Origin of the sequence: Pedobacter sp. KBS0701, from assembly GCF_005938645.2 — a bacterium.
Lineage (GTDB): Bacteria > Bacteroidota > Bacteroidia > Sphingobacteriales > Sphingobacteriaceae > Pedobacter.
In genome coordinates, this window is record NZ_CP042171.1 from 4,570,694 (window position 1) to 4,592,559 (window position 21,866).

A 21,866-nucleotide genomic window follows, 5' to 3' on the forward strand; every position below is an offset into this window, starting at 1 on the left:
TATTTGCTTTACTATTGTCCTTTTTGTAATTGTTGAACATACATCACCACTTTCCAACGATCTGTTGGTGAGATTTGCGAAGCATGCGAGCCCATGTTATTTACACCGTACGTAATGGTGTGGTAAATTTTACCTGCGGTAAGATCAACCATGTTACCACCTCTAGATGATGAACCTGTTTGATAAGCAGGTACACCGCTAAATTTCTCAATTTTAACCAGGTGTCCTTGTCCATCCCCTTTTTCGCCATGGCAAGGGCTACAGAAAACGGTAAATAAGTGTTTACCCTGAGCCAAATTAACTGTATCTACCGGTAAAGGGTTAACCATACTCAAACCTGCTGCTTCATATCCTTCTTTTGTATTAGGATACTCATCATATTCTGTAAAACCTACCGGTTTAGTATGCGCAGGTGGCAACTGAGCTGTTTTACCATCTTTAAAATTTTTGTTCGGTTGATCCGGATTGTAAGCAATCGGATCATACATGTTTCTGGCGTATTCTAAACCAGTACTGCGTTTATCTTTACAAGCAGAAAAGGTAGCTGCAAAAGCGATAGCTAAAAACGCTGTGTAAACAAATTTATTCTTATTCATAGCTAATGTACTTCCTTTCATTATACTTTATTTCTAAAGCACCTGCATCTTTTAATAATCCATCAATTACAGTATGTTCTACATTGTCTTTTGCATCAACTGCAATAACAAAACGATCATCAGTAGCACGTAAATCCATCACTCTAGGTGCTCTTCCTGGAAATAAGTGAGTAGATGCATAATAAGTTAACACCATACCGAAAGCACAGAATAATACTGTAAGTTCGAACATTATCGGAATAAAATCCGGTAATGCAAATGATGGTTTACCACCTATATTTACTCTCCAATCGATTACTGCGCAGAAATAAATCAAAGCGAACGCACAGCAAGTACCGGTAATACCAAAGCAAAATGCTGCGATATCGATTCTAGATCTTTTAATTCCTAATTTGGCTTCTATTCCGTGTATAGGCATCGGTGTATATACATCATAAATGCTGATGTTATTTTCCTGAAGCTTTTCGATGCCGTGCATCATTTCGTCAGGATCGCCAAAGCTGCCTAAAATATATTTGATATCACTCATTGTTATATTTTTGCGTAATCTTCTTGTTTAACACTATCAAATTTTTCTAAAGATTCTATGTACTCTGCTACATATTCTTTATTCTCATGCCCTTCTTTAATCTGTTTCATTTTAGCTTGCTCACTTGCAGTTTTTAATAATAATTTAACCTCTGCTATAGCGATTGATGGCAATACTCTTAAGAATAATAAGAATAAAGTAAAGAACAAACCGATTGAACCTACGAATACACTGATATCAACCCAGGTTGGATAGAACATTGCCCAACTTGATGGAATATAATCGCGGTGTAATGAAGTAACGATAATTACGAAACGCTCGAACCACATACCTACGTTTACCACGATTGATAAAATCCAGGTAGCTTTAATGCTTAAACGGATCTTTTTAAACCATAACAATTGAGGAGAGATTACGTTACAAGTCATCATCATCCAGTAAGACCACCAGTAAGGACCTGTAGATCTGTTGATAAATGCATACTGTTCATACTCTGAACCTGAATACCAGGCAATAAAGAACTCAGTTAAATAAGCCACACCTACGATTGATCCGGTTAAGATGATGATTTTATTCATCGACTCAATGTGGAACATGGTGATGTAGTTTTCCAAGCCCAATACTTTACGTGCAACCAATAATAAGGTTAATACCATCGCAAAGCCTGAGAAAATCGCCCCTGCCACAAAGTATGGCGGGAAGATGGTGGTATGCCATCCCGGAATTACCGATGTTGCAAAGTCCATTGATACAATGGTGTGTACCGAAAGTACAAGTGGTGTAGAAATACCAGCTAAGATTAACGAAACTGCTTCGAAACGTTGCCAGGTTTTAACACTTCCACTCCATCCAAAAGAGAAGATAGAATAGATTTTTCTACGGGTGCCAACTGCACGATCGCGGATGGTAGCGATATCTGGTAATAAACCTGTGTACCAGAATAATAATGATACAGAGAAATAAGTAGAGATGGCAAACATATCCCACACCAATGGTGAGTTAAAGTTTACCCATAATGATCCGAACTGGTTTGGTAAAGGTAAAACCCAATATGCTAACCAAGGACGGCCCATGTGTGATACAACATACGTTGCGGCACAGATTACGGCGAAAATGGTCATCGCCTCTGCCGAACGGTTGATGGAGTTACGCCAGTTCTGACGGAAGAGTAATAGTACAGCCGAAATTAGTGTTCCAGCGTGACCGATACCTACCCACCATACGAAACCGGTGATATCCCAAGCCCAACCAACTGTTTTATTTAAGCCCCATGCACCGATACCGTTCCAGAAAGTGTAGCTTACTGCCACTACCCAAAGTAAAGCACCTAATGAGGCAACGATGAAACCAATCCACCAGGCCTTGTTCGGCTTGTTTTCTACCGGGCTTAAAATATCATCCGTAATTTTTGCATACGTGATGTTATCTCCGGTAATTAATGGTTCTCTAAGTATTGATTCGTTATGTCCTGACATAATTTGTATTTTCTTTATACTAAAGCTTACGCTTGTACTGTTGTATCTGTATTTCTAATTTTTGTCATGTAGCCGATACCCGGTTTCACATTGATCTCTTCTAATACGTAGTAGATACGCTCAGAACGTAATGCTTTTGAAACCTCTGAATTTGGATCGTTTGCATCACCAAATACAATCGCATTTGCTGAACAAGCTTCCTGACAGGCCATTTTAATATCGCCATCTTTTAATGGACGTTTCTCCAGTTTAGCTTGTAATTTGCCACCTTGTATACGTTGAATACACATAGAGCATTTTTCCATTACCCCTCTTGAACGTGTAGTTACATCAGGGTTTAAAACCAATTGGGTAAACTCGTTATTTAAATAGTTATCGAAACGTGAATCGTTCCAGTAGTTAAACCAGTTGAAACGACGTACTTTATACGGACAGTTATTTGCACAGTAACGTGTACCTACGCAACGGTTGTAAGCCATGTGATTTAAACCATCACTTGAGTGTACAGTTGCCAATACCGGACAAACTGTTTCGCAAGGTGCGTGATCACAGTGTTGGCACAACATAGGTTGGTGAACCACAGAAACGTGATCTAAGTCTTCTAACTTAGCAATCTCTTTCTCTTTGGTTACATCACCAGCTGCAGTTTCGTAGCTGTAATAACGGTCGATACGGATCCAGTGCATTTCACGACGACGGCGAACCTCATCACGGCCTACAACAGGAATGTTATTTTCTACGTTACAGGCAACAATACAAGAACCACAACCTGTACAAGCATTCAAATCAATTGCCATAACCCAGTTATTACCTGGTTTTTCGTATTGATCCCAAAGATCGTAATCTTTATGTTCGCCTTTTTCGTTACCAGCACCAGGATTTTTTAAGTACTCCTTAAAAGTAGCTTCTTTAATCACTGCACGGCCCTCGAAAGAGTGGTGAGTTTGTGTTTGAGCCAATTCATAATAACCGCCTGTTGGCGTAATGGTTACCGAAGTAGCATATTGGAATGTTCCATTTACAAAAGAAACAAAAGGAAAAGCATTTTTACCCACATCGTTACCAGCTTTACCAACTTTGGTACGGCCATAACCTAATGCGATAGATGCAGTTCCCTGTGCTTGTCCTGGCTGGATCAATACCGGAAGATCTACTGAATATCCGTTGCTACCTTTAACCGTTACAACATCAAATTCTTTAACTTTTAATTTCTCAGCAAATTTTGGCGCGAGAGCAACAAAGTTATCCCAGGTTACTTTCGAAACCGGATCAGGTAATTCTTGTAAGAATGCGTTGTTTGCATTTTTACCATCACGCATTGGGATGTTTTCGTAAACCTGTAACTGAACATCTTTATCTAAAGCTTTGCTGTTGTTTGCAATCGAAGTAGCAACTTGTGCTAAAGATTGCGTGAATGAATAAGCACCAGCAGCTTTAGCTGTTGAAGTAACTACACCTTTTTCTAAAACCTCTTCCCATTTTAAACCAACAGCTGGTAGCATTTTAGCTTCCCAGTTGCTGCGTACAAACTGATAGTAGTCTTTAACAGGAGCATCAGCCCAGGTTAATAAACTCTCTTCAGCCTGGCGGCTGTTGAAAACAGGGTTGATGGTTGGCTGAACGATTGAATAATATCCTTCGTAAGCATTTGCATCACCCCATGATTCTAAATAGTTATGGTTAATAGCAATAGCATCACAAGCGGTAGCAGTTTCGTCAGCACGATCAGAGAATGAAATTTTAGCAGGAACCTTAGCTAATGCATCAGTAAATGCTTTTGCATTTGCAGCATCGTAAACAGGGTTACTATTTAAGAATAAAACAGCACCAACTTCACCACGGTTCATTTCAGCAACTAAGCCATTAAATTCGGCATCGTTACCTGCATATAAATAACAAGGGTTATCTAAATCGATAGTAGTTCCATAACTTCCAATAGCGGCGTTAATGGCATTTACTAAAATTTGTGTAGAAACATCGTTCGAACCACAAACCACAAGTCCTTTACCTTTAGCTTGGACTAATTCTTTAGCTACCAGTTTAATTACTTTATCGGCAGTAGTGTTGTTACCCAACGTTCCACCAGGTAAAGCACTGCCGGTAATTGCATTATATAAAGCAATTAAAGCAGGTCCTTCTTCCGATAATTTAACCGGAACACGGGTATCTGCATTGGTACCTGTTAAACTCATTCCACTTTCGAACTGAATGTGGCGGCTCATTTTTTTATTTTCTAACGATTTGTAGTTACGGTTAGCTGTATATTGAGCAGTAAACTCTTCTCCGCTAATCCAGGTACCTAAGAAATCTGCACTGAAACTTACAATTAAATCAGCCTTATCAAAATTGTATTTAGGTAAAACTGCTTTACCGAAACTGTTTTGGTTGGCCTGGATAATACCAGTATAAGAAACCGCATCGTACTGAACCAATTTAGCAGCAGGATATTTTGCAATAAACTGTGCAATAACAGCATTAGTTGACGGGCTGTTTACAGTTGATGATACAATGCGGATTTTCTTTCCGCCTGCCTGTGCTTTTGCCAACTCGCCTTTAACAAAGTTGTCGATTTTTGCCCAAGTAGTTTCTTCAACTTTTCCATCTTTTACTAAAGCTGGTGCTTTTAGTTTAGATACATCATATAAATCTAAAACCGAAGCCTGCGCTCTCGCATCTGTACCACAGTTAAATTGACCCGCATTTGGATTTGGTTCAATTTTAATTGGGCGCCCCTCTCTGGTTTTAACTAAAATACTCTGGCCATTAAAGCTCGAAGTATAATAGTTAGGAATACCTGGAGTAACCTCTTCAGGTTTTACCAGGTAAGGAATAGATTTATGAACAGGGGCAGTTTGACATGCTGCTAAAGTTACTGCACCTAAACCAAAACCCAACGCCTTTAAAAAGTCGCGGCGTGGGGTAACGGTACTTAACCCTGCTTCATTTAAAACATCTTCTATTGGAAGTGGCTCGGCGAATTCGTTTTTGTTATTCTTAACAAAATCGGGTGTATTGTTATACTCCTCTAAGCCTTTCCAGTATTTTTTGTTGCTTTCCATTTAAGCTATATTACTGTTTATTCGAATGTTCTTACTAAACTCTATCTATTAATAGTGGCATTTACCACACTCTAAACCACCCAATAACGCTGGTGTAATTTTCTCGCCTTTTTTAATCTTTTCGTGCGCTTCGATAACCTTAGCGTAGAAAGCATTATTTTTCTGACCAGAAATATCTGTTTCTTTGTGGCAGTTAATACACCATTTCATGGTTAGTGGAGAATATTGATAAATTTCTTCCATGGTATTAACCGGGCCGTGACAAGCGAAACATACAGGTTCTGTTGGTTGTAATCCTTTTGCTTTACGGATGGCATCTTCTGCAACAACTACGTGCTGAGAGTGATTGAAGTAAGCAAAATCAGGAAGGTTGTGTACACGTACCCACTCCATTGGTTTAGCTTTACCTTCATCATATTTCTGTGTTTCCGGATCGTAACCTAAAGCATTATAGATTTTTTTGATCTCAGGAGAAATCTCTCCATCATATTTATCTCTTGCCTGAACAGCTTTATGGCAGTTCATACAAACGTTTAATGAAGGAATAGTTGCATTTTTTGATTTAAATGCGCCGTTGTGGCAATACTGACAATCGATCTGATTGATACCCGCGTGCAACTCGTGAGAGAATTTAATTGGCTGAACTGGCTGGTAACCGGTATGAACACCAGTATTCCACATGCCCATCCAACCGAATGAACCTAAACAGATGATTAAACACAAGATAAAGAACATCACAAATTTCTTGTTTTTGAACATCTTGCGCACACCAACTTTTAATGGCACATCTTCTTCAATCTCGATACCTTGTTTTTGTAAAATCAGGCGCTCTAACAATTTAGAAGCACGGCCTAAGATTACCAAAATAACAATCGCCAATACAACGATAGCTACAATACCTGCAATTGATAAACCTGAAGTACCACTTTCTGCAGTACCAGCTTTAGGTGCATTTGGATCAACAGGTGCTTTTGGCTCACCCTCTTTAATGTACGCTAAGATATCTTTTACTTTTGCTTCATCTAACTCAGGGAAAGTAGTCATTGGTACTTTGCCATTATCGTTAAATAATTTAACAGCTGCAGGATCTCCGGCAGCAATCATTGCTGCGTTGTTAGGGATCCATTTTAACAGGAACGCTTCAGGGTGACGATCGCTTACTCCTTCTAATGCCGGACCAACAACTTTGTGATCTAACGCATGGCACGAAGAACATTTTGCTTTGAAAAGCGTTCTTCCTTCTTTAGCATCCTGCGCATTTACGGTAGAAACCGCTATTACGGAAATTGCTGAAAATACGAATAACGACTTCCAAACGCTTTTTAAAATCATCGAGATATCTCTCATAATGAACACTTTATACTTATTTAATTTACTTTTTGTTGTGAAATTGATGCTGAACTAGGGGTAGCCCCACCAAAACTTGAACAAAAGTATAACTTATTAATAAATCCCATGACATAATAGTGACTTGAAATACAATTTATAATCATTCTAAACAAATGTCATTTCCAGCCATTCAGCCAATAAAAATGCCCATTTTTGACAGGTTATCTCCAATGGGCATACCATAAACCAATTTGGTTTATTTATTTTTTCTGATTATTGTTTTAATATCCAGGCAAACATTAACGGTGCTACAATTGTCGCATCACTTTCTACGATAAATTTTGGCGTGTGGATATCCAGTTTACCCCACGTGATCTTTTCGTTTGGTACGGCACCAGAATAAGAGCCATAAGAAGTGGTCGAATCCGAGATCTGGCAGAAATAACTCCAGAAAGGAATATTTTCCATTTCCATATCCTGGTAAAGCATTGGCACCACGCAGATCGGGAAATCGCCGGCAATACCACCACCTATCTGGAAGAAGCCGATTCCTTTACCACCGCTGTTTGCAATATACCAATCGGCCAGCCAACCCATATATTCAATACCGCCTTTTACTGTGGTTGCAGTAAGTTCCTTTTTCATTACATAAGAGGCGAAGATGTTACCCATAGTAGAATCTTCCCATCCTGGTACCACAATTGGCAAATTCTTTTCTGCCGCAGCTAACATCCATGAATTTTTAGGATCAATTTCATAGTATTGCTCCAAATCGCCGCTCAAAAGCATTTTGTACATAAACTCATGCGGAAAATAACGCTCGCCTGCAGCTTCAGCATCCATCCAGATTTTATGGATGTGTTTTTGCAAACGACGGAAAGCTTCTTCTTCAGGGATACAGGTATCGGTAACGCGGTTGTAATGGTTCTCTAAAAGGTCCCATTCGTCTTGTGGACTTAAATCTCGATAGTTTGGTACGCGTTTATAATGGGAATGTGCTACCAGGTTCATAATATCTTCTTCAAGGTTTGCACCCGTACAAGAAATAATAGCCACTTTATCCTGGCGGATCATCTCTGCAAGTGAAATTCCCAATTCTGCAGTACTCATTGCACCAGCAAGTGTGATCATCATTTTACCACCTTCATCCAAATGCGTTTCGTATCCTTTAGCCGCATCCATCATTGCCGCAGCATTAAAATGGAGGTAATTACGCTCCATAAACTGAGATATTGGTCCTCTTGTATTGCTCATTTCGTTTTGTATTGTTTGCCGCAAAAATAGGTATTTAGGCCGAAAGGTGAAAACGTAAAAGCGTTTAGCATTTGGAGCAGGGCGTTTGGCGCATACCGTTGGTTAGTCCAGAGTCTTCAGTCTGTAGTCTAAGTCGATTAAATCATAAAAAGTGCTTTACCAGCGATTGTCATCCTAAGGGTAGTCGAAGGATCTTTTTTGGAAAGCAGTGTCAATAGTTCTTTTTAACGTTAGCCCGGCTTTCCTGTACAAGTCCTCGGTTCGTACCTCACCTGTGGGCTTTCCCCTGCAATCCGGTTTAGGTGGCGGCTGGGAGAGCTAATAATGCAGATTTCAATTTCCAATGATAAATTTCAATAAAAGCGTCGTCATGTCGACTGAACGCAGTGAAATGGAGAGATCTATCTAGCCAGATTTAGCTTCGCTGAGCACTTCGTGGTTCTCGGCTACGTTGCACTCCGCCCGAAATGACGGTTTGGGTGTTTGGAATTGAGATTGAGCAGTTGCCAGATACAGTTAACCAATTTAAACAATCAACCGGTTAACCAACTTCTTACTAAATTTCCTTTTCTTTGCAGTAATGAAACCATCATGAGCAAACCACTTACAATACGAGGATATGCTCATGATAGCTTCATCGCCTATAAAATCAAAAAAAACTTGATGAAAAAATATTATCTGATTATTTTACTGGCGCTCGTTTCAGGAAGTTCATTCGCACAAATGAAACTGATCAGGAAGATGCTCTCGAACGAAAAAGATACTACGCGTAAAGCCAGCTTTTTACCTTTGCCAGCCTTTGGCTATAGTCAGGAAACCGGATTTGAATTTGGTGTTGGTGCTATTTATTCTTTTTATGTAGACCGTAAAGATACACTGAACCGCAGTTCGAACTTCGCGTTGAACACCACCTACTCCACCAAAAAGACAGCTAATTTTATGCTTAAAGGCGATATGTGGACCAAAGGAAACAAATATCACTTTATTGGCGATATTCGTTTTAAAAACCAGCCGTTTAATTTTTATGGTATAGGCAACGTGGCTAAGAAAATAGATGAGGACAAACTAGACCAAAGGGTTTTTAAGACACTTTTTGATGCCGAAATGAATACTTTACCCAAAGCTTATACAGGTGTTTCATTAGGTTTTGAGAATTATCATTTTATAGATAAACAAGCTGGAGGCATTTATACCACTAACCCACAAATTTTAGATAAAGATGGTGGTTCGGTAGCCTGGATCGGTGCATCGCAAAGTTACGATACTCGCAACAGCAACAATTACCCCACCAAAGGTTTTTTCGGCAGGGCAACCTATCAATATGCACCGGATTTTTTTGGGGGAGAAAGTTTTAACGGCTCGCAGATTAAAGTAGACCTACGTGGTTTCTTTAGTTTGGCACCAAAAGTGGTTTTGGGCGTACAGGGAATTTATTATACCGTACAGAGTAAAAGTACACCATTTTATTTATTACAACAGCTGGGCAACGACCAGATGATGCGCGGTTACTATAGTGGCCGCTACCGCGATGAAAACCTGATGGCAGCACAAGCCGAAATCCGCTACCGTTTTATGAACCGTTTCGGCATCGTGGCTTTCGCTGGTACGGGTAAAGTATTTGCTAACGGCCAATTTAATGGCGATGGATTAAAACCAAATTTTGGTGTTGGTGGCCGCTACTTTTTCGACCCGGCTAAAGGTCTGAGCGTTCGCTTAGATTATGGTATAGGAGAAAAATTGCCAAATGAAAAACGCCAGGCAGGGTTTTATATCAGTTTAGCGGAAGCGTTTTAGGGGATGGATGACGTAAGAGGGATGATGGGCTTCATGCGATCATCCGCTCGTTTCGTCATCCTGAGGGGCTGCAAGAGATCGTCATTCCCAACTCGATTGGGAATCTTAAAGCGCTTTGTATTACGATTCCCACCTGCGCGGGAATGACGGCCGCTCTAGTGGATTCTATCAATGTTAGCGATGTCGAAGAATTAACCACAGATACACACAGGTCAACACGGAGAATTTCACTAATCATCATCTTGTTAAGATTGTCATCCTGAGCGTAGTCGAAGGATTTTAACCACAGATACATAAGGATCCCTTCCATCCACCCATCATCCATATTATATCTTCCATAATTAATTACTCCTCCTCCGCTCCTCTTCATTACCCAACTTCCTATCCTGCTGTTTAATTTTCTCATTACCGAAATTGTAACGGAAGGTAAGCCGTATCTGGCGGCTATCATAATAGTTATTGTATTCCTGCCTGATGTTGTTGATCAAACTGCTAAACCGGTATCGATTGGTTTTAAAAACATCACTAGCTGTAATAGCCAGTTGCATCTTTTTATCGAGCAATAAAGTTTTCACCCCCAAATCAAGGTTATATTGATTTTTATTTTTATTAAGTCCGTCAACAGTTGGGAATTGGTACCAGAAACTTACTTCGCCCAAAATGGTTTTCGAAGAATTAAAGACAAACTGGTTGAGTGTAGAATAATAAGCACCAAATCCTTTTAGTTTCCCCAGAGTTTGTGCAATACTGGAATTAGCTGCATTGTAAAAAACATCCAGCTGGTTGAAACTTTCCCAACCCTTCAGCGCATTAAAAGTAATGGCATTACTCAGTTGATAATGATAGCCTGTTATAAAATTAACCGGTTTGGAAGCCTGGATATTTGTCTCCGGATCAATAAAATTAACATCATTAAAACCATTAGTAGTTTTGCTGAAAGATAACGAAGTAGTAAATATATTATAGGTATGCGAAAATTCAATGTTATCATTATAAGACGGCTGCAAAAATGGATTTCCTTCGGCATAGGCATATTCATTGCTGTACCAACGGAAAGGGTTCAATTTGCGGTAAGCAGGGCGGTTAATCCGTCGGCCATAGTTGATCGAAAAATTATTTTTATCGTTTGCCCTGTAAATTATGTAAAGTGTTGGAAAAAGGCGGAAATATTCATTTTTATTTTGCTCATTAAGAGAAATCCCATCAATTTGTGTGTATTCCCCCCTTAATCCAGCCTGAAAATCCCATTTTTTAATTGTTTTATTAAAATTCGCATATAATGCCTGGGTATTTTCATTGTAATTGAACAAATTACTTTGTTGTAGATCTATTCTGTAACTCCCATTCTGAGATTGGTAAAAAGCAAGATCGCTTTGGTTTTTAATAAAACTCAGCTTTGTGCCGAAAGACAATTTAAAGGTTCTATAAGGAAGATCAACATCAGCTTTCAAGGTATATAAATCAATGTTTTGCTTACTGGTCGAAAGGTATTTGGCAAAGGAATTTGGAATTAACATTCCGTTTTGAAAATAACTGGTATTATTAAAAAACCTGTTTTTATCATCTCGATAGGTAAACCAATCGCCATTAAAGGTGATTTGCTTACCGGCCGAATCTAAAGCTTGTTTTAAATAAATATTCGCCGAATGGTAATGCGAATTGATTTTGGCATTTGCGTCCGAATTCAGCATAGAATCGATGCCTTTACCTTGGTTATAAACCCTTGTTTTAATATTTTCTTCCGAATGGAAATTGGTCAGTCCGCCATTATAAAATAAACCCAATACAGTTTTTGGAGAAGCCTGATAATCTATCCCGATCTGTCCGCTGGGCACCGTTCTGAAATTCCAGTCTTTATTTACAATATTCCAGGTTTGCACAGCATAAAACACATCACTTTGCTCATAAGGAACAATCGATCCTTTTCTAAAATTAAAGTTTGAAGAAAGTGTAATTTTGTTTTTCCGGTAATTCAAATTTGCGCCAGTAGATGCAGTAAAATAACTTGCTTTTGTCAAAGCCGCATTTACCGACCCTTTGAAACCCTCAGTGCTAACTTTCTTAAGCACAATATTGATCAGCCCATTATTTCCTTGAGCATCATATTTGGCTGGCGGGTTGGTGATGACTTCAATTTTAGCAATATTAGCTGAGGAGATGGATTTTAAATAACTCGACAGTTCATCTGCCGACAAAGGCACAAGTTTATCATTGATCATCACATTAACCTCACCTTTACCCACCAGCGAAACCTTGTCATTCAAAACGCGTACACCAGGAATTTTTGAAAGCAGTTCCAAGGCATCTGTTCCGATTGCCGAAATACTATTCTCTACATTAAAAACAGTCCTGTCGATCTTTTTTTCGATCAATACTTTTTTAGCATTAACCTGAACATCGGTCAGGGTATTTGGGATTAGCTGGAGTTGAACATTAATGATGGTATCGCCTGTTATTGTAACTAACCGGCTTACGTTTTTAAAATTGATCGCGGAAAAAACAACCGAGTATTTCCCTGTTTGTAATTTGAATTGGTATGTGCCTAAACTATCGGTTTGGGTATAAAATACGCTATTCTGAAGTCCGGAAATTTTAACCGTAACAAATGGCAAAGCCTTAAACTCCTGATTAGTTACCTTACCTGAGAGACTAAACTGTGCCTGTGAAGATAAGCCAGAAAAAATCGCAATAAGAAAGAAAATAAACCTGAACATCTAGCGGTTTAAATCGGCACCGTATAACTTGGCTTTTTTTGTTTTTATATCAAAAAATAAACTATCGGCTTTCACCTTATTATCACCTGAGGTCATGGTAGCATCGCTAACAAGTACTGTATTATCTTTTTTATTGTAAACAATTTTAGCTCCTGATAACCTTATCTCCTTATAGAACAACCTCGCATTTCCAAATAAAGATATGATAAATCTATCTTTACTCATTTTAACCGAATCGTTGGCAACATATTCTACTTTGTCATTCAACTTTGTTAAAAAATCCTTCTCAAGCACAGCATCATGTATATTCACTCCAAGTTTACCCTCCCCATTTTCAGCTCTATAGCTTCCGTCTTTCAAATTAAAAACAATAATTTTAGCAGTTGCAGATCCACCTTCTTTGGCTTTTAATACTGCATTTTTGGCGATCATTTTACCATTAAGTTGATCCAATTCTACGTATCCGGCCTCTAGTCTACAGTTCACAATATCGATAACTGCATTTTCCATGTAAGAAACTTTATGCTGTACATCACCTGTTATTTTAGAAAACGAGATGATTTTAGGCGTAACTGGTTTGGCAACTTCAGTTGGTTGATTTTTTATTGCAGCAGCTTTCTGTTTCCCATCATTAAAATAAAACCGGTTGTAAAGCACTTCATTTTTGATCAGGTATTTTTTAGGTTCAGAATACAATACAATCATTTTATCGGTACTATATATATTTTTTGCCACCAACTTTTCGCCGATAAATTTAACCAATACCTGATCGCCTGCTTTAAAGTTATCATCCTTTATATTTTGAGTTTGCAAGTTGAGGTTGATAGTAAAAAAGCCATCATTTAATACGATCTTTTCAATCTTACCATTAGCGTCTTTCTTTATCGTTTTAATTTTAGATGAGGCAGAACGCGCTTTATTCGCTTCGTACAAAAAAGCATGGTTTTCTATTTTTTGCTCATAAATTAAGCTCCCGGTTAAGGTGGTAACTTTTGTTGCGTTATAAATCGGTTCCTTGGTTTCTGCGATAACTTTGCCGTTTTTATCCGTTTTTTTGATATTAAAGCCTTTAGCCGATATATAAACAATCAGTTCATCGCCAACTTTAATTTTTTCTTTAAAAGTGGTGGCTTCAATCGGGTAAACGTTTCCCTCCGATAATAAATAGAATGTATAAAGCCCTATAGCTTCTTTTTTAATATCAAGGACTTTGCCTTTCAATGCTCCTTTATAAAAATCTTTCGAAAGTTTTTTATCCTCCTGTATGTTCTGAGCATACACTACCTGTACGGCAAACAACCAAAACAAGACCACGGCAACTGGCAATGCCAATAGGTACATTAATTTCTTCATATTTTTAGTTTTTGAGTGAAACAACATTTTAATACGGTCTTTAATGGGGCTTTTCACAAAATTGTGGATCAAGGGCATATCACTTTTGGCGATGGCCAGTTTCAATAATAGATTGGCATAAGCCTCACTCCCATAATCTGCTGAAGTAATTTCATCTGCCTCATATTCATGCACCTGCTCTAAAGCTTTATCATATAGGTAAACTATAGGGTTAAACCATAAAACGGATTTAAAAACCATTAAAATAATTTTATCTATTGAATGGTATTGCCTGGCGTGTACCTGCTCGTGTTTAAGCAGAACCGATAAATCCGTTGCACTTAAACCCGCAGCATTTATAAAAACATAGTTAAAAAAGGAGCAGTTGGTAAAACCTTTTGTTTTAGTAATCAGCTTTAAGCCATTGCTATTTTTGGTATAACTCCCTGTATGTTTAAGCAAAACAAATAAGCGCCACAGACAGATGAGCAATAAAAGCAAAGCGACGGCACCGTATGCATAAGGTATTAACCTCACCCAATCAATTTTAGATGTCACCTCTGGCTGGTATTCGACCATAATGGGGTGAATAAGTTGCACAGGCGCAGGTTGAATCGGTTTTAAATCAGGCATGCCCACAAGCTCAGTTTCTAACATGGGCATTTCACGTTTGACCTCAAATCGCAAAGCCGGAATAATAAAACTTAGTAACAAGGTAGCCAACAGGTAAAAGCGGTTGATTTTAAAAAAAGTCAGTTTTCCTAAAACCAACATATAAAACCCAAAGAAAAACACTGTGCAGGCCGTAACTTTAAGCAGATAGGTTAAGCATTCCATAGCAATAATTTATTAACAACCCCGTTTCGAAAAAGCTACAAATCCATCTAAAATCAAATTACTGATCCTTCGGATATTTTTCTCCTGATTGATGTAATCAAGAGTCTTACTATCTGATATATTTCCAAGCTCAATTAAAACTGCAGGTATTTTAGATTCGCGAAGTAACAAAAGGTTTGCGTTTTTTAATGAATCTCTTACTTCCATCCCTTTAAGCTGTTTCAGATTGCTTAAAATTCCGGCACCCAGATCTTCCGCAGTTTTGATATTGCTGTTCAGCTTCGAAACATAAACTTCAATACCATCGAAAGGTACAGCCGCATTTGCAAGTGTTGCATTATGATGAATGGAAATAAAAGCCGTGGCCTCCTGTTTTGGTAAACGATCGCGAAGTGAAATAAACTGGTCAGAGTTCCTGGTTAATATTACTTTTATCCCTCTTTTTTCGGCTTCTTCCTTCAGTATTTTTACCGCCCTTAAGTTCAGGTCTTTTTCTTTTTGTCCATCCAGGGCAGCTATTGCACCATCTTTTCCTCCGTGGCCGGCATCAATAACCAATGTAGGTTCTACTTCATTAAAAGCAGCATTTGGATTAACCTTAATATTGCTTTTTAAGTAGTTCATAGCATAAACATTCGGTTTTGCCGGTGCATCTGCAGACGCCCGATTCCCCGTCAATTTTTTCTCTATAATAATTTCCTTGCGGTTTATAAATGCCATACAGCAAATCACTAAAACCGGAATAATGGCTATATAGGCAAGCTTTTGCAGCTGTGCATTTGGTTCTTTGTACATCATCATGATTCTGTTTTTTAGTGGAAGTTTACTGAAACTATTAATGAGTATTTTTTTTTCCGGCATAGCCAGGTTTAAAAGTAAAAAAGCATAAACCTTCTTGTCTGCAACTTTAGAGGTTTCACGATCTGCCAGAAATTCGTGATTATGACCAATGGCATTTCGCCAGAAATAAATAATGGGGTTAAACCAAAGGATTGCCGCAACTAAATTGACTAGAAGTTTGTCTACAATATGCAACTGCTCCACATGGACAGATTCGTGTTTAATGACCAGATTCTTTTCTTCATGCTGCAAAGAGGAATCGATAATAATCTGGTTAAAAAAGGAACAGTTTTTTATGGTTGATTTCTCATCAACCAGGATAACAGTTCCACTCCTGTCAATCGCGTGTTTACGCAGCTGGATCTGAATACGTACCATCACAAACAGCATTCTGAAAACAAGAACGATTAAAATTGAGCTATAACCATACATCAGCAGTTGATCCCAGTTTAGGCTGTTATTGGCTGCGCTACCTTCATCTTCAAAATCCTGCTCAATAACACCATCGTTGCTATAGGCTATTTTGGACGGAATCTCCTGACTGGCTACGGTTACTTCCTGATGGTTTTCGATGGTAACTGCCGGAATACCAAAACTCAACACCAACATCAATAATAAATAAATGCGGTTCAGGTTAAAAAACGTGAGCCTGGCCAGCAATAACTGATAAGCGGCAAAAAACATTAGTGTACAGGCCGAAACCTTCAATAAGTAAATTAAAATCATGGCTTTGTATCCTGGTTAATGATTTTCTTAATTTCTTCTATATCTTTTTCACTTAGTTTTTCCTCTTTTACCATAAACGATAACAGGCTGGTTGGAGAATTATCAAAATAACCTGAAAACAATTTGGAGAAGGTAGTTTTGGCATATTCGTCCTTTGTAATGGCTGGAAAATATTCGTAGGTTTTACCGTAAGCCTTATAACCAACATAGCCTTTCTTCTCTAAAAGCCTGACAATTGAGGAAATGGTATTATAGGGCGGCTTAGGTTCCTCGTCAAGTTCATCTATAATATCTTTCACGAATGCCTTCTGCAATTTCCATAAAACCTGCATAATGCGTTCTTCTGCTTTGGTTAATTCTTCCATACCCAAATCTATAACTTACTTTTCAGTTTTACAACTAAAAAACAAGTTATATTACTGAAAAATCAGTTTAAAAAACATAAGTCAATGACTTACAGCTAAATAAAATTTTATATTTAAAAACGAAAGGTTTGTGGCTATTGGCTCTGGCAGCCCTGCCATCCGCTTTATCCCGATGAAAAAATCGGGATGCTCGCTACTGTCAGGTTTATGATCGAATGGCTTGTTCCTCACATAGCGCCAAAAGCATTTAACTCTCGTAACTAAACCCGATCAAAGTGGTTCCGGTTCTTCACCGGAAGTAACGGAGAGCGGGATTGAAGCCCGCCAAAAGAGCTGGACTGCTCATTTCCAAAACAATAACATTTTTTATTTGAAAATGAACGGCTTGTGGCTATTGGCTCTGGCAGCCCTGCCATCCGCTTTATCCCGATGAAAAAATCGGGATGCTCGCTACTGTCAGGTTTATGATCGAATGGCTTGTTCCTCACATAGCGCCAAAAGCATTTAACTCTCGTAACTAAACCCGATCAAAGTGGTTCCGGTTCTTCACCGGAAGTAACGGAGAGCGGGATTGAAGCCCGCCAAAAGAGCTGGACTGCTCATTTCCAAAACAATAACATTTTTTATTTGAAAATGAACGGCTTGTGGCTATTGGCTCTGGCAGCCCTGCCATCCGCTTTATCCCGATGAAAAAATCGGGATGCTCGCTACTGTCAGGTTTATGATCGAATGGCTTGTTCCTCACATAGCGCCAAAAGCATTTAACCCTCGTAACTAAACCCGATCAAAGTGGTTCCGGTTCTTCCCGGAAGTAACAGAGAGCGGGACTGAAGCCCGCCAAAAGAAATGGACTGCTCATTTCCAAAAAACTGCTCTAATTGGTTGGAATAAATCTTTTCACGACACCTCCTCCTGTTAAAAATGATGTATTTTAAAGATCTTTCGCTGCGTTTAGGATGACAAAAAAATGTGGGATGATAGATCTCTCCACTTCGCGATACTTCGGTCGAGACGACGATTCGTTATTTGCTTAACCCTGCCAATGCATTGATGGTTAATGCTACAATAACCGTATTGAAGATAAAAGCGATTAAACTATGTAAAAGAGAAAGTCTTCTGAGCTCTCTATTCGAAATTTCGACATCCGAGACCTGGAAAGTCATACCCAGAACGAAAGAAAAGTAGGCAAAGTCAATAAAATCAGGCTCATCATTGCCTGGAAACTCCAATCCCGAACCATCTTTTTCTGATTTTTCTTTCCGCTTGCCGCCATAATATAAATGGGCATAACGCATGGTAAAAGTGGTATGTACTAAAAACCACGATAAAAACATGCCAAGTATAGCAACGATTAAATCAAGTGGTTCAATATCCTTGTTAATCAGCAACAGAACTACCGCCAGTAAACCGGCAAAGGTAGAAACCAATACAATGGCAAAAATTTCGCCACGGGTTTCATCCTGCATTTTGGCTTTTAAGTGAGTTTCGGCAGCAGAGGTGTGAAAAAACATATACCAATGGAGGGTATTGAGTACCAGACAAAAAAAATCCCACCCTAACATAATATGCGTAAGGGTATCCATTTTACAAAGAAACGAAAGCAGGTAAGCTCCAATTCCCGAGAAAAAGCTGAGCAGCAAAACAAAGAGTGCTGATCGTTTTTGAATACCTGCTAATTTCGGTTCCTGCATGGGTTAAAACTTAAGTTTAAAATGTTCTTTAGCCTGACCCTTTTTAAAATAAACCAAACCAATCCAAAATAAATCGATGGTTATGGTAACATCAGGGTGGTTTTTAATTTCGGTCCAGGCTTCTTTCATACCTTCACTCCAATAAATATCGTCAAAGATGAGCAAAGAATTTTCGGTAACTTTTGGCAGGCACCATTTAAAATAATTCAAAGTAGCATCTTTCCGGTGGTTTCCGTCAATATATACAAAATCGAGGCTGGGCTGGTGAGCAATAACATCGGGTAAAATTAAATCAAAATTGCCTACATGGAGTTCGATATTCTCTAAATCCAGATCCTGGAAATTTTTCCTGGCCACATCTGCCGTTTGTGGACAACCTTCTATAGTAATAACCTCGGTTTGGGAATCTGTCTTTGCTAAATAAGCAGTTGTAATACCCAAACAGGTACCCAATTCAATTGCACTTTTGGCCTGGGTATTTTTGGCTAACCGATAAATAAGCTTGGCCAACCTTGGGCTTTTTAATGCATTTTTGGCAATCTGACTGACCTTCTTTGTCCGGTTTTTATTGAGGTGAGAGCCAGCGCCGAGGTCGGTAACGGTGATTATAGAATCGTCATTAAAAAGTTTTTTTCGTTGCTGCTCTATATCTTTGTATTCAGATTTGTCGTTAAAATCGTAAATTACCTCGTCAGCGAGCTTGTACACAAATGGCGAATGCGTTCCATGCCTGCTCTTAGCTGTTAAACGGTGTTTAAGGTAATCTTTAATAAATTGAAATAGCATAATATTGCAAAAGTAATTAAACACCGCAAACGTATGTATGTTTTATGGAAAATATCGCAGAGATAAGTGCTTTAGTAAAATTATTGGATGATCCGGACGAGGAAGTGTACCAACATGTGGAGAAAAAACTGCTTGAATATGGCGGTGAGGTAATTCACTATTTAGAAAATGCCTGGGAACAATCTTTCGATGGCTTGATGCAGGAACGCATTGAAAATATTGTCCATCAAATCCAGTTCAAAACCGTTAAAGAAGATCTAAACCTTTGGTATTTAAGTGGTGCTTTCGATTTATTGCAGGGTGCCTTGATTATAAACCGTTACCAATACCCTGATTTAGACGAGCAAAAAGTAATTAACCAAATTGAAGAGATAAAAAGGGATATCTGGCTGGGACTGCAGTACGAAATGAGTTCGGTTGAAAAAGTAAAATTAATTAACCATGTTTTATACCAGCAATATGGCTTTGGCGGTAACACTAAAAACCACCACGATCCGCAAAACTCTTACTTAAATCAGGTTTTAGAAAGCAAAAAAGGCAATCAGATTTCTCTGGCTATCATCTATTCTACCCTGGCCCAAAAGTTAGATCTGCCTGTGTACGGGATTAATTTGCCGCAGCATTTTATTTTAGGTTATATTGATGATAGTAAACAAGAGGGCACTGAGTATGGTGTACTATTTTATATCAATGCTTTTAACCGTGGTAATATTTTTGGCAAACATGATGTGGATCAGTTTTTGCGTCAGCTTAACTTAGAAGCTTTACCCGAATATTATAAACCCTGCAGTAATACCGATATTATCCGCCGCGTAATTAGAAACCTGATTTCTGCTTATGAAAATGCCGGAGCAACTGAAAAAGTAGCTGAATTAAACGAACTTCAAAACATTTTAGCAGAAAATAGCATTTAAATTCTCCAACCTGTGTACAAAAATATTGGTAATCTACCCAGAATTTGCCTGATGGCTTTAATGCTTTTCGCTGGCAGCCTAAAAGCGCAAAAAATAGTTAAACCAAACGTTATTGCTTACTACACTGGCCAGGGAGGATCGGTCATCGATAGTTTTCCAATTGAAAAGATCAGTCACCTGATTTACAGTTTCGGGCACTTAAAGGGTGATAGTTTAAACATCACTTCAGCTAAAGATTCGGCTTTGATTTCGAAAATGGTGGAGCTGAAAAAACGTAACCCCAATTTAAAAGTAATGATTGCTATGGGTGGATGGAGCGCCTGCGCTTCTTGTTCAGAAGTATTTAGCAGAAAGGAAGGAAGAAAAACATTTGCTAAAACAACCAAAGCGCTTTTAGATTTCTTTAAGGCCGATGGTATAGATATCGACTGGGAATACCCGGCTATTATGGGTTATCCCGGGCACCGGTATACGCCTGATGATAAGCAGAACTTTACTTTATTGATCAAAGAACTGAGAAACACACTCGGCAAAAAATCAGAGATTAGTTTCGCAGCTGGTGGCACCCAAAATTGCATCGATTCTTGCTTTGAATGGGAAAAGGTGATGCCACTGGTAAACCGGGTAAATGTAATGAGTTACGATCTGGTAAGTGGATACGCAACACAAAGTGGCCATCATTCACCTTTATATTCTACCCCACAACAAACTTTATCAGCCGATTATGCAGTAAAAGCTTTAATTACTTTAGGTGTACCTGCGCAAAAAATTGCTTTAGGAGCAGCATTCTACGCGCGTATTTTTGAAAACACTACCGATGCGAACCATGGATTATACCAGCCAACAAAATTTTTAAGCAGCGTTGCTTTTAAGGATTTCAACAAACAGTTCTCAACCGAAAATGGCTATACTTATTATTGGGATGAGACAGCTAAAGCTCCTTATTATTATAATCCGAAAACGCGGTATTTGGTTACTTTTGATGATCCAAAATCAATTTCATTAAAAACCAAATATGTAATTGATCAAAAATTAAATGGCATCATGTTCTGGGAATTAGCTAATGATCCGTATAGCCAGGGCTTACTGGACGTAATTGATAAAACGATAAAAGATTTATAAGGAACTACCAAAGGTTACTACCCAATAATTTTGTGCCATACCTGCACCAGCTTCTCTACTTTTAGCATCCATCATGGCTTTACAATGGCTTACACTATTTTTCCATGCGGTAATTACCTGATCTACTTCAGGATATCCCCTGGCTAAATTTTCTGCCCTAAAATCGCCTTTATAGCCTGCGCTTAATGCACGTTCGGCGGGAGTACCACCATCTGGAGATAAATGATCAAAATAGTTTTGTTCAGCCATATCTTTTGCATGCACTATGGCTGCATTTTGCAACTGGCTATTTAAAGATAAATCAGGTACCGGGGCCATGTATTCAGTTCCACAATTACATCCGCTCTGTCTTAGCAGATTAATCCTGTCAATCAATAAAGTAATTTTGTTTTCTGGCCTTGTTATTTTATCCTTTTTGCACTGCATCAGTAAAACACAGAGCAACATACCGCCAAGCGCGATTAAATATTTGTTCATATTTTATGTATGCTGCAAATGGAGGT

Annotated in this window: 16 protein-coding genes; 3 read left to right on the top strand and 13 right to left on the bottom strand. The window is 38.6% G+C overall.

Annotation, left to right across the window (positions count from 1 at the left end):
* Positions 1–11: 11 nt before the first annotated feature.
* From FFJ24_RS18360 to FFJ24_RS18385, 6 genes are all read right to left on the bottom strand, one after another.
* The gene (locus tag FFJ24_RS18360; RefSeq protein WP_138818620.1) at positions 12–617 is read right to left on the bottom strand and encodes a cytochrome c; all 606 of its coding nucleotides are present in this window, start codon (positions 615–617) and stop codon (positions 12–14) included.
* Complete coding sequence (locus FFJ24_RS18365) at positions 589–1,125, bottom strand: DUF3341 domain-containing protein (protein WP_090498415.1); 537 nt, start codon at positions 1,123–1,125, stop codon at positions 589–591. The genes FFJ24_RS18360 and FFJ24_RS18365 overlap by 29 nt, the downstream gene beginning before the upstream one ends.
* 2 nt (positions 1,126–1,127) lie before the next feature.
* Positions 1,128–2,600: an NrfD/PsrC family molybdoenzyme membrane anchor subunit gene (gene nrfD / locus FFJ24_RS18370; protein WP_138818622.1), complete on the bottom strand. Its 1,473-nt coding sequence runs from the start codon at positions 2,598–2,600 to the stop codon at positions 1,128–1,130.
* A gap of 26 nt (positions 2,601–2,626) precedes the next feature.
* On the bottom strand, positions 2,627–5,659 hold the full coding sequence (locus FFJ24_RS18375; protein ID WP_138818624.1) for a TAT-variant-translocated molybdopterin oxidoreductase: 3,033 nt from the start codon (positions 5,657–5,659) through the stop codon (positions 2,627–2,629).
* A 48-nt stretch (positions 5,660–5,707) separates the two neighbouring features.
* Entirely contained in the window at positions 5,708–7,006 is a 1,299-nt protein-coding gene (locus FFJ24_RS18380; protein ID WP_138818626.1) for a c-type cytochrome, read from the bottom strand.
* Positions 7,007–7,261: 255 nt separating this feature from the next.
* Positions 7,262–8,242 carry a deoxyhypusine synthase family protein gene (locus FFJ24_RS18385; RefSeq protein WP_121284005.1) on the bottom strand — a complete coding sequence of 327 codons (981 nt, stop codon included), beginning with the start codon at positions 8,240–8,242 and terminating at the stop codon, positions 7,262–7,264.
* 663 nt (positions 8,243–8,905) lie between these two features.
* Between FFJ24_RS18385 and FFJ24_RS18390 the strand changes: the two genes are divergently transcribed.
* A complete protein-coding gene (locus FFJ24_RS18390) occupies positions 8,906–10,036 on the top strand; it encodes a BamA/TamA family outer membrane protein (RefSeq protein ID WP_138818628.1) in 1,131 nt (376 codons plus the stop codon).
* Between the two features lie 341 nt (positions 10,037–10,377).
* Here FFJ24_RS18390 and FFJ24_RS18395 read toward each other — a convergent pair whose 3' ends face one another.
* The 6 genes from FFJ24_RS18395 to FFJ24_RS18420 form a co-directional block, all read right to left on the bottom strand.
* Complete coding sequence (locus tag FFJ24_RS18395) at positions 10,378–12,750, bottom strand: outer membrane beta-barrel family protein (RefSeq protein WP_138818630.1); 2,373 nt, start codon at positions 12,748–12,750, stop codon at positions 10,378–10,380.
* Complete coding sequence (locus FFJ24_RS18400; RefSeq protein WP_138818631.1) at positions 12,751–14,919, bottom strand: M56 family metallopeptidase; 2,169 nt, start codon at positions 14,917–14,919, stop codon at positions 12,751–12,753.
* A 12-nt stretch (positions 14,920–14,931) separates the two neighbouring features.
* Positions 14,932–16,485, bottom strand: coding sequence for an N-acetylmuramoyl-L-alanine amidase (locus FFJ24_RS18405; protein ID WP_138818633.1), 1,554 nt, complete (start codon positions 16,483–16,485; stop codon positions 14,932–14,934).
* Positions 16,482–16,850, bottom strand: a complete 369-nt coding sequence (locus tag FFJ24_RS18410; protein ID WP_138818635.1) for a BlaI/MecI/CopY family transcriptional regulator — start codon at positions 16,848–16,850, stop codon at positions 16,482–16,484. The genes FFJ24_RS18405 and FFJ24_RS18410 overlap by 4 nt, the downstream gene beginning before the upstream one ends.
* 1,022 nt (positions 16,851–17,872) lie before the next feature.
* Positions 17,873–18,541, bottom strand: coding sequence for a DUF1345 domain-containing protein (locus FFJ24_RS18415; RefSeq protein WP_138818637.1), 669 nt, complete (start codon positions 18,539–18,541; stop codon positions 17,873–17,875).
* 3 nt (positions 18,542–18,544) lie between these two features.
* Positions 18,545–19,327: an O-methyltransferase gene (locus tag FFJ24_RS18420; protein ID WP_138818639.1), complete on the bottom strand. Its 783-nt coding sequence runs from the start codon at positions 19,325–19,327 to the stop codon at positions 18,545–18,547.
* Positions 19,328–19,371: 44 nt separating this feature from the next.
* On the opposite strand from FFJ24_RS18420, the gene FFJ24_RS18425 reads away from it, so the two are divergent.
* Positions 19,372–20,241, top strand: a complete 870-nt coding sequence (locus tag FFJ24_RS18425) for a transglutaminase-like domain-containing protein (RefSeq protein WP_138818641.1) — start codon at positions 19,372–19,374, stop codon at positions 20,239–20,241.
* A 12-nt stretch (positions 20,242–20,253) separates the two neighbouring features.
* Positions 20,254–21,363: a glycoside hydrolase family 18 protein gene (locus FFJ24_RS18430; RefSeq protein WP_246862653.1), complete on the top strand. Its 1,110-nt coding sequence runs from the start codon at positions 20,254–20,256 to the stop codon at positions 21,361–21,363.
* Here the strand turns inward: FFJ24_RS18430 and FFJ24_RS18435 are convergent.
* Positions 21,358–21,840 carry a CAP domain-containing protein gene (locus tag FFJ24_RS18435; protein ID WP_138818643.1) on the bottom strand — a complete coding sequence of 161 codons (483 nt, stop codon included), beginning with the start codon at positions 21,838–21,840 and terminating at the stop codon, positions 21,358–21,360. The genes FFJ24_RS18430 and FFJ24_RS18435 overlap by 6 nt on opposite strands.
* Between the last annotated feature and the right edge of the window lie 26 nt (positions 21,841–21,866).